The sequence below is a fragment of the Magnetospirillum sp. UT-4 genome, from assembly GCF_902729435.1.
Lineage (GTDB): Bacteria > Pseudomonadota > Alphaproteobacteria > Rhodospirillales > Magnetospirillaceae > Magnetospirillum.
In genome coordinates this window covers 19,563-27,444 of record NZ_LR746526.1, presented here as the reverse complement: position 1 = coordinate 27,444, position 7,882 = coordinate 19,563, and the positions used below count along the sequence as shown (strand labels likewise).

At 70.0% G+C, this 7,882-nt stretch carries 6 protein-coding genes and 1 pseudogene; 5 read left to right on the top strand and 2 right to left on the bottom strand.

Going from position 1 to position 7,882, the window contains the following annotated elements:
• Nucleotides 1-383 precede the first annotated feature (383 nt).
• Both MTBUT4_RS19655 and MTBUT4_RS19750 read left to right on the top strand, forming a co-directional pair.
• Nucleotides 384-545: pseudogene (locus tag MTBUT4_RS19655) on the top strand (hypothetical protein); the annotation flags it as partial.
• 112 nt (nucleotides 546-657) lie between these two features.
• Nucleotides 658-780: a hypothetical protein gene (locus MTBUT4_RS19750; protein ID WP_256367269.1), complete on the top strand. Its 123-nt coding sequence runs from the start codon at nucleotides 658-660 to the stop codon at nucleotides 778-780.
• 1 nt (nucleotide 781) lies between these two features.
• Here the strand turns inward: MTBUT4_RS19750 and MTBUT4_RS18585 are convergent, their stop codons facing one another.
• Nucleotides 782-1,129, bottom strand: a complete 348-nt coding sequence (locus tag MTBUT4_RS18585; protein WP_173981207.1) for a hypothetical protein — start codon at nucleotides 1,127-1,129, stop codon at nucleotides 782-784.
• Nucleotides 1,126-1,413 (bottom strand): DUF6516 family protein, encoded by a 288-nt coding sequence (locus tag MTBUT4_RS18580; RefSeq protein ID WP_173981206.1) that lies wholly within the window; start codon nucleotides 1,411-1,413, stop codon nucleotides 1,126-1,128. Before MTBUT4_RS18580 ends, MTBUT4_RS18585 begins: the two co-directional genes overlap by 4 nt.
• Before the next feature lie 188 nt (nucleotides 1,414-1,601).
• Here MTBUT4_RS18580 and glgX point away from each other — a divergent pair, with 188 nt between their 5' ends.
• Genes glgX through malQ form a run of 3 tightly spaced genes read left to right on the top strand, consistent with a single transcriptional unit; the run spans nucleotide 1,602 to nucleotide 7,731 of the window.
• Nucleotides 1,602-3,734 carry a glycogen debranching protein GlgX gene (gene glgX, locus MTBUT4_RS18575; protein ID WP_173981205.1) on the top strand — a complete coding sequence of 711 codons (2,133 nt, stop codon included), beginning with the start codon at nucleotides 1,602-1,604 and terminating at the stop codon, nucleotides 3,732-3,734.
• Nucleotides 3,734-5,536, top strand: coding sequence for a malto-oligosyltrehalose trehalohydrolase (treZ, locus tag MTBUT4_RS18570; protein ID WP_254434932.1), 1,803 nt, complete (start codon nucleotides 3,734-3,736; stop codon nucleotides 5,534-5,536). Before glgX ends, treZ begins: the two co-directional genes overlap by 1 nt.
• Nucleotides 5,533-7,731, top strand: a complete 2,199-nt coding sequence (gene malQ, locus MTBUT4_RS18565; RefSeq protein ID WP_173981204.1) for a 4-alpha-glucanotransferase — start codon at nucleotides 5,533-5,535, stop codon at nucleotides 7,729-7,731. The genes treZ and malQ overlap by 4 nt, the downstream gene beginning before the upstream one ends.
• Nucleotides 7,732-7,882: the final 151 nt, after the last annotated feature.

The following is a 7,882-nucleotide window of genomic DNA, read 5'->3' as shown; positions in this document are numbered from 1 at the left end:
GGGTGCACCGCCACCGTGTCCGCGACTCCTGGATCCCCGCCTTCGCGGGGATGACGGGTAATTCCCCCCCCTTCCGTCGTCCCCGCGCAGGCGGGGACCCAGGGGTGCACCGCCACCGTGTCCGCGACTCCTGGATCCCCGCCTTCGCGGGGATGACGGGTAATTCCCCCCCTTCCGTCGTCCCCGCGCAGGCGGGGACCCAGGGGGTGCACCGTCACCGTGTCCGCGACTCCTGGGTTCCCGCTTTCGCGGGAACGACGAGTAAGTCATCGGGTACCTCATCCTGCCTCCGGGGCAGGGGCGAACGTCGCGACGGGAAGCGCGGCCGGAGGTCCCTGCTGCCGCCCCGTCCGGTCCTTCGTCTTCCCCGCCAGGGAACCGCCTTGCCCAACCGCCGCCGCATCTGGTCCGGATCGCCCTATCCCCTTGGCGCTTCGTGGGATGGCAACGGGGTCAACTTCGCGCTGTTCTCGGCCCATGCCGAGAAGGTCGAGCTGTGCCTGTTCGACCATCACGGCCGCGAGACGGAGCGGGTCGAGCTGCCCGGCTCCCGCGCCGCACCCGCATCCTGGACTGGCTGGAAGTCGATTTGCCCGGCTGGTTCGGCTCGCCGTTGCCGACGAATGGGGACGCCTGACGGCCCGTCTGAAATCCCCGATGCCCGCCATCGACGGGCTGATCGCCGCCACCGCCCTGAACCGCCGCCTGACCGTCGTCACCCGCAACCGCGTGGACTTTTCGCCGGCCGGGGTGGAAATTCTCGACCCGTGGGAGGGGTGACCTACAACTGGAACCGCGCACTCACCTCGGCGTAGGGAGCGGTGACCGCGTCCGGCGAGCGGGCGAGCAGGCCCAGGCGTTCCAGGACATCCACATCCTTGTGAACGTTCTTGTAGTCGCGGTGCAGGTCGTTGGCCAACGCCTTGATGCTGGGCACCTGGTGGTGCCGGACGTAGCGCAGCATTTCCAGCCGCTTGGGCGTCAGCGCGGCCAGCAGGGTTTCGAGGTCGCGGAAGGTCAGGTTGGTCTCGTCAACCGCCTCGCCCCGTTCGGCGCGCTTCCACGCATCAACGAAGCGCCGCCCCATGTCCTCGGGAGTTCCGATGTGCAGGCGCAGTTTGTCGGTCATGCTTCACCTCTCAGGCGCTTCACGTCGGCGAGAAAGTCCGCGACCAGGGCTTCAGGGGTGGTGAACACGTAGACCTCTTCGCGGCCGTCCAGGTGGCGATGGTCGCCCTTGCCCCGCTCGTTGTCGTAGCCCACCAGCTTCCGTCCCGGGAACCCGTAGAATAGGCTGTACTTCAGGGTATGCGCGCTGCCGTGCACCGGCTTCGGGACCGCCCATATGGTCATTTCGAGGATGGCGCCATCCTCGAATTCCATCCGGTCATGGAAGATGCGCAGCGCCTTCATATGGTGTTCCATACCATACACCGGCTATGGTGTCCAGCGCCATAGCGGCGAACCTCCGGGGTTTGCGCCGCCGCCTCCGCCGGCTATAGTGCGGCCGGGGCAGGGGCGAACGTCGCGACGGGAAGCGCGGCCGGAGGTCCCTGCTGCCGCCCCGTCCGGTCCTTCGTCTTCCCCGCCAGGGAACCGCCTTGCCCAACCGCCGCCGCATCTGGTCCGGATCGCCCTATCCCCTTGGCGCCTCGTGGGATGGCAACGGGGTCAACTTCGCGCTGTTCTCGGCCCATGCCGAGAAGGTCGAGTTGTGCCTGTTCGACCATCACGGCCGCGAGACGGAGCGGGTCGAGCTGCCCGAATACACCGACGAGGTGTGGCACGGCTACCTGCCCGACGCGCGGCCGGGGCTGCTTTACGGCTACCGGGTGCACGGCCCCTACGATCCGGTCGCCGGCCACCGCTTCAATCCGCACAAGCTGCTGATCGACCCCTATGCCAAGGCGCTGTCGGGGACGCTGGACTGGTCCGACACCCATTTCGGCTTCAAGCTGGGCTCGCCGCGCCAGGATCTGGTGATGGACAAGCGCGACAACGCGCGCCACATGCCCAAGTGCCGGGTGATCGACACCGCCTTCACCTGGGGCGACGACCGCCGTCCCAACGTGCCGTGGTCCGAGACGGTGATCTACGAGCTGCACGTGCGCGGCGCCACCATGCGCCACCCGGCGGTTCCCGCCCCCTATCGCGGCACCTTCCTGGGGCTGTCGCACCCGGCGGTGCTGGACCACATGGTGAAGCTGGGGGTGACGGCGGTGGAGCTGCTGCCCGTCCACGCCATCGTCGACGAGGGCCACCTGATCGACAAGGGCCTCAGGAACTACTGGGGCTACAACACCATCGCCTACTTCGCCGCCGATCCGCGCTACTACGGCGCCAATCCGCTGGGCGACTTCAAGACCATGGTGGCGCGCCTGCACGAGGCCGGCATCGAGGTCATCCTGGACGTGGTCTACAACCACACCGCCGAGGGCAACCACCTGGGGCCGACGCTCAGCTACAAGGGCATCGACAACCTCAGCTACTACCGCCTGGTCCAAGGCCAGGAGCGCTGGTACGAGAATTATTCCGGCTGCGGCAACACCCTGAAACTCAGCCATCCCCGCGTGCTGCAGCTGGTCATGGACTCGTTGCGCTACTGGGTCGAGGAGATGCATGTCGATGGCTTCCGCTTCGATCTCGCCGCCTCGCTGGGGCGCGAGAAGGTGGGATTCGACGGCGGCTCGGGCTTCCTCGACGCGGTGCGCCAGGATCCGGTGCTGTCGCGCACCAAGCTGATCGCCGAGCCGTGGGACATCGGCGGCGACGGGTACTGTCTGGGCGCCTTCCCCCCCGGCTGGTCGGAGTGGAACGGCCGCTACCGCGACACCGTGCGCAAGTTCTGGCGCGGCGAGGGCGGCCAGATCGGCGATCTCGCCTCGCGCCTGACCGGCTCGTCGGACATCTTCGGCTGGGGCGGACGGCGGCCGTGGGCCAGCATGAACTTCGTCACCTGCCACGACGGCTTCACCATGGCCGACCTGGTCTCTTACGAGCGCAAGCACAACGACGCCAACGGCGAGCAGAACCGCGACGGCACCGACGCCAACTATTCCTGGAACTGCGGCTACGAGGGGCCCACCCCCAACCGCCACATCCACGCTTTGCGGCGCCAGCAGATGCGCAACATGCTGGCTACCCTGTTCCTGTCCCAGGGCGTGCCCATGCTGCTGGCCGGCGACGAGTTCGCCCGCAGCCAGGGCGGCAACAACAACGCCTATTGCCAGGACAACGAGACCGGCTGGATCGACTGGAACAACGTCGACGAGGAGACGTTGGCCTTCGTGCAGGCGCTGATCCGCCTGCGCCGCGACCATCCGGTGCTGCGCCGCCCGCGCTTCTACAAGGGCAGCCGCATGCCGGGCAGCGCGATCAAGGACATCACCTGGGTGACGCCCGAGGGCCGCGAGATGATGGATGTGGACTGGACGCTGCCCTATACCCGTTCGCTCGGCTTCCTGTTGGGCGGTGAGTCCTGTGCCCGGGATTCCCGTTCGGGCCGCGAGGAAACCGACGACACCTTCATGATCATGCTGAACGCCTATACCGAGATCATCTTCTATACCCTGCCGCCGCCGCTGCTGGGCAAGACCTGGGAGGTGGTGGTGGACACCGCCCGCACGCCGCCGCTGATCACCGGCGAGGTCTGCGAGGCCGGCAGCCGCTTCCCCTTGAAGCCCCATTCCCTGGCTGTTCTCAGGCATCCCCACGGTTCCCGAAAGGCCCGGTGATGCGCTGCGCCCATGGGATGCCCTTCGGCCCGGCGCTCGAGCCCGGGGGAGTGCGCTTCCGCCTGTGGGCGCCCGATTGCGGCGATGTGGCGGTGCATGTTGCCGGGCTGGGTGATGTCGCCATGGACAAGGACGGCGACGGCTGGGCCGAGGCCTGGGTTCCGGGCATCGGCGCCGGCGCCCGCTACGGCTTCCGGGTCGGCGGGCTGGTGGTGCCCGATCCCGCCTCGCGCCATCAGCCCGATGACGTCCACGCGCTGTCCGAGGTGATCGACCCCGCCGACCACGACTGGATCGACGGCGCCTGGCGCGGCCGGCCGTGGGAAGAGGCGGCGATCTACGAGCTGCATGTGGGCACATTCACCCCCGCCGGCACCTTCCGCGCCGTCATCGACCGCCTCGACCACCTGGCCGGGCTGGGGGTGACGGCGGTGGAGCTGATGCCGGTGGCCGAGTTTCCCGGCGCCCGCGGCTGGGGCTATGACGGCGTGCTGCCCTTCGCGCCCGAGGCCTCCTACGGCCGCCCCGAAGATCTCAAGGCGCTGGTCGAGGCCGCCCACCAGCGCGGCCTGATGATGTTCCTCGACGTGGTCTACAACCACTTCGGTCCCGAGGGGAACTACCTGCACGCCACCGCCCGGCGCTTCTTCACCGACCGCCACCACACCCCCTGGGGCCAGGCCATCAATTACGACGGCGCCGATTCCGCTCCGGTGCGCGAGTTCGTCATCCACAACGCCCTGTACTGGCTGGAGGAGTTCAACTTCGACGGCCTGCGCCTGGATGCCGTCCACGCCATCGTCGATGACAGCCGCCCCAGCCTGCTGGAGGAGCTGGCCGAGCGCGCCCGCGCCGCGCTGCCCGACCGCCCGATCCACCTGGTGCTGGAGAACGACGACAATGCGGCCCGATTGCTGGCGCGCCAGCCCGACGGGCGGCCCCGGTTCTACACCGCCCAGTGGAACGACGACATCCACCACGCCTTGCACCGCCTGCTGACCGGCGAGGCGGGCGGCTACTACCGCGATTACGGCGCCGATCCGCTGCCCCATCTGTGCCGCTGCCTGGCCGAGGGCTTCGCCTATCAGGGCGAGGACTCCGAGCACCGCGACGGCGCCCGGCGGGGCGAGCCCAGCGCCGGCCTGCCGCCCACCGCCTTCGTGTCGTTCCTGCAGAACCACGACCAGATCGGCAACCGGGCGCTGGGCGAACGCCTCGACCGCCTGGCCCCCGAGCCGGCGGTGGCGGCGGCCACCGCGCTGATGCTGCTGGCACCGCCGCCGCCGCTGCTGTTCCAGGGCGAGGAATGGGGGGCATCGACGCCGTTCCAGTATTTCTGCGATTTCGGCCCCGAGCTGGCCCGCGCGGTGCGCCGCGGCCGCCGGCGCGAATTCGCCCATTTCCCCCAGTTTCAGGGAAAAGGCGCGGCGCGGATTCCCGATCCGGTGGCCAAGGCCACCTTCGCCCGCTCGCGCCTGGACTGGGACGAGCGCGCCAAGCCGCCCCATGCCCGCCGTCTGGCGCAGGTGCGCGAGCTGCTGCACATCCGGGGGCGCCAGATCGCGCCGCGGCTGGCCGGGGCGCGGTCCGAGGGCTGCCGCGGGTTGGGCCGGCATGCCCTGGAAGGACGCTGGCGGATGGGCGACGGCAGCCTGCTGACGGTGCAGGCCAACCTGTCCGACCAGGGGCTGGCGGGGCCGGTTCACGCCGACGGCCGGCTGCTGTATTCTACGCGCGAGGGGGGCGGCGCATTGCCCGCCTGGGGTGTCGATTGGTATTTGGACGACGGGGGGAACGCATGACCGCATCCGAGGCGCTCGATCGCCTGGCCACCCTGGCCGGGATCGAGGACGGCTGGTGGGACTTCTTCGGCGCCTGGCGCCCGGTCCCGGCCGAGACCAAGCGGGTGTTCCTGGCCGCCATGGGCTTCGCCGTCGCCGGCGACGACGACATCGCCGCCAGCCTGGCCGAGCTGGACGCCCGTCCCTGGCGCCGCTGGCTGGAGCCGGTGGCGGTGCTGGAGCAGGGGGCGGGGCGCGACTGGGTCGAGCTGACGCTGCCCGCCGCCCGCGACAAGGATCTCGTCACCTGGCGGCTGCAGGAGGAACTGGGGCCGGTCCATTCCGGCCAGGTCCAGGTCGATGGCCTGGACTGGGCCGAGGAACGCTGGCTGGACGGCGCTCTGGTCAAGCGCTGGCGCCTGCATCTGCCCGCCCTGCCGCCCCTGGGCTATCACCGCCTGACGGTGGTGGCGGCGGATGGCGCCGAGGCATCCATGGTGCTGGCGGTGGCGCCCGCCCGCGCCTATGTGCCGCCGGCGGTGGCCGCCGGGCACCGTGCCTGGGGCGTCGCCACCCAGATCTATGCCCTGCGCACCCCGGGCGACTGGGGCGTGGGTACCTACAAAGCGCTGGAGACCCTGGCGGCGGGCGCCGCCAAGCTGGGGGCGGCGACGGTGGGCATCAACCCGCTGCATGCCCTGTTCGCCAATCTGCCCGACCGCTTCAGCCCCTATGCGCCGTCGTCGCGCCGCTTCCTCAACGTCGCCTATATCGACGTCGAGGCCATCCCGGAATTCGCCGAAAGCCGCGAGGCCGGGCGGATGTTCGCCTCGCCCGGCTTCCAGGCCAACCTGGCGCGGGTGCGCGGCTATCCCCTGGTGGATTATCCCGAGGTGGCCCGCCTGTCGCGCCCGATGCTCGACATCCTCTACCGTCATTTCCGCACCGCCCACCTGGCCGAGGAGGACGAGCGCGGCCGCGCCTTCCGCGCCTTCCAGGCCCAGGGCGGCGACTTCGCCCGGCTGTTCTGCACCTTCGAGGCGCTGCAGGAGAATGTGGTGGCGGCCGGCGGCTCCACCTACTGGCACCAATGGCCCGAGAAGCTGCGCCATCCCCATTCAGCGGCGGTGACGGCCTTCGCCGAGGCCAACCGCGAACGCGTCGAGTTCTTCTGGTGGCTGCAATTCGTCGCCGACGAGCAGCTGGGCGCTGCCCAGCGCGCCGGGATCGAGGCGGGGGCGGGTATCGGCCTCTACCGCGACCTCGGCGTCGGCATCGCCGGCGACGGTGCCGAGGCGTGGCTGGAACAGGACAATCTGGCGCTGGGGGTCTCGGTGGGGGCGCCGCCCGATCCGCTGGCGCTGAAGGGCCAGGACTGGGGCCTGATGCCGTTCAACCCCATCGCCCTGAAGGAGGCCGCCTACGCCCCCTTCATCGGCGTCATGGCCGCCAACATGCGCCATGCCGGCGCGCTCCGCCTCGACCACGCCATGGCGCTGACCCGCCTCTATTGGGTGCCGCCGGGGGCCAGCGCCGACCAGGGCGCCTATGTCCGCTATCCCACCGACGACCTGTTCCGGCTGGTGGCGCTGGAATCGGTGCGCAACCGCTGCCTGATCATCGGCGAGGACCTGGGCACGGTGCCCGAGGGCTTCCGTGAGCGCATGGATTCCATGGACCTGTTCGCCTATCGGGTGATGGTGTTCGAGCAGACCGACGGCCGCTTCAAGTGGCCCACCGAGTTCGACGAGAAGGCGCTGACCACCTTCGCCACCCACGATCTGCCCAGCGTGCGCGGCTGGTGGAACGGTGCCGACGTGGCGCTGCGCCGCCGCCTCGACCTCTACCCGCGCGAGGACATGGCCGAAGGCGAGGCGCTGGCCCGCCAGGCCGACCGCGAGAAGCTGGTCCACACCTTGTCCGAGGAAGGGCTGCTGCCCGAGGACTTCCCGACCAAGGGCGTGATGACCGATGCCCAGGCCGACATCCTGGCCGAGGCCGCCCACCTCTATCTGGCGCGGGTGCGCTCGCGGCTGATGATGGTGCAGATCGAGGACGTGCTGGCCCTGGACACCCAGATGAACCTGCCCGGCACCACCGACCAGCACCCCAACTGGCGCCTGCGCTTCCCGGTCGAGCTGGAGGTGGTGCTGGCCGACCCCCGCCTGAAGGCGCTGGCCCGCCGCCTGGCGGACGGGCGGGGGACCAAGCGCTAAACCGTCATCCCCTGAATCGTCGTTCCCGCGCAGGCGGGAACCCAGGAGTCGCGGACACGCTGTCGGTGCACCCCTGGGTCCCCGCCTGCGCGGGGACGACGGGTTAGCGCGCGACGAGGCACACCCCCTCAGAACCCGCCGGCGGATTAAC